Origin of the sequence: Acidovorax sp. LjRoot38, assembly GCF_964252975.1 — a bacterium.
Lineage (GTDB): Bacteria > Pseudomonadota > Gammaproteobacteria > Burkholderiales > Burkholderiaceae_C > Acidovorax > Acidovorax facilis.
This window is the reverse complement of the sequence record NZ_CAXUPT020000048.1, coordinates 1-867: the sequence shown is the minus strand read 5'-3', so window position 1 is coordinate 867 and position 867 is coordinate 1. Positions and strand designations below refer to the sequence as shown.

At 65.5% G+C, this 867-nt stretch carries 1 protein-coding gene and 1 pseudogene; both read left to right on the top strand.

Annotation, left to right across the window (positions count from 1 at the left end; all coding sequences use genetic code 11):
• A pseudogene (locus ACSQ22_RS26315) lies at positions 1–179 on the top strand (COG4315 family predicted lipoprotein); the annotation flags it as partial.
• A gap of 46 nt (positions 180–225) precedes the next feature.
• Positions 226–729, top strand: a complete 504-nt coding sequence (locus tag ACSQ22_RS26310) for an RNA polymerase sigma factor (RefSeq protein WP_008904230.1) — start codon at positions 226–228, stop codon at positions 727–729.
• Positions 730–867 lie beyond the last annotated feature (138 nt).

The following is an 867-nucleotide window of genomic DNA, read 5'->3' as shown; positions in this document are numbered from 1 at the left end:
CCGCGATGGCCGCCGCCAGCGACCAACCCGCCGGTGCATACACGATCGTCATGCGCGACGACGGTGCGCGCCAGTGGGCCTACAAGGGCAAGCCGGTGTACACCTACCAGGCCGACCAGAAGCCCGGCGACCGCGCCGGCGACAACTTCAAAGACGTCTGGCACATCATCAAGGAATGACATTTGCTGTCGACTTCCGTCCAGACCCTCAGGCCACGACCCCCCGATGCAAGACGACGCAAGCCTGCTGAGCTGGGTGCCGCGCCTGCGCCGCTATTCGCGCGCGCTGGTGAACAACCGTGACGACGCCGACGATCTGGTGCAGGACACGCTGGAGCGGGCCTGGGCCAAGTCGAACCTGTGGGGCGGCGTGGCCGACATGCGCGCCTGGCTCTTCAGCATCATGCACAACCTGCACGTCGATGGCGTGCGCCGTCCCAGGCTGCACACCGTGACCATGGACGACGACACGCCCGAAGTGCCGGTGGCGCCGACACAAACCGACAGGCTGGCTGTACTGGATCTGCAGGCTGCACTGGACTTGCTGCCCGTCGAGCAGAAGGAAGTGCTTCTTCTGGTGACGCTGGAAGACATGGCCTATGCCGATGTGGCGCAGGCCCTGGGTATCCCCATCGGCACCGTGATGTCGCGCCTGTCGCGAGGCCGTGAGCGCCTGCGCGGCCTGATGGAAGGCCGCGCAGAACCGGTGCGGCTGAAAGTCGTCAAATGAATGTATTGAGAAGCAACCCATGAATACCGACCGTCCGCCACCGTCCATTCCCCCGGTCACCGAGGCCGACCTGCATGCGTTCGTTGATGGCCGCCTGCCCGCTGAGCGCCAGGTCGAGATCGCCGCTTATCTGGCCGC

What these genes read in the sequence shown, in the direction of transcription:
- ACSQ22_RS26310 (WP_008904230.1), top strand. Translation starts at nt 226, where the DNA reads ATGCAAGACGACGCAAGCCTGCTGAGCTGGGTGCCGCGCCTGCGCCGC.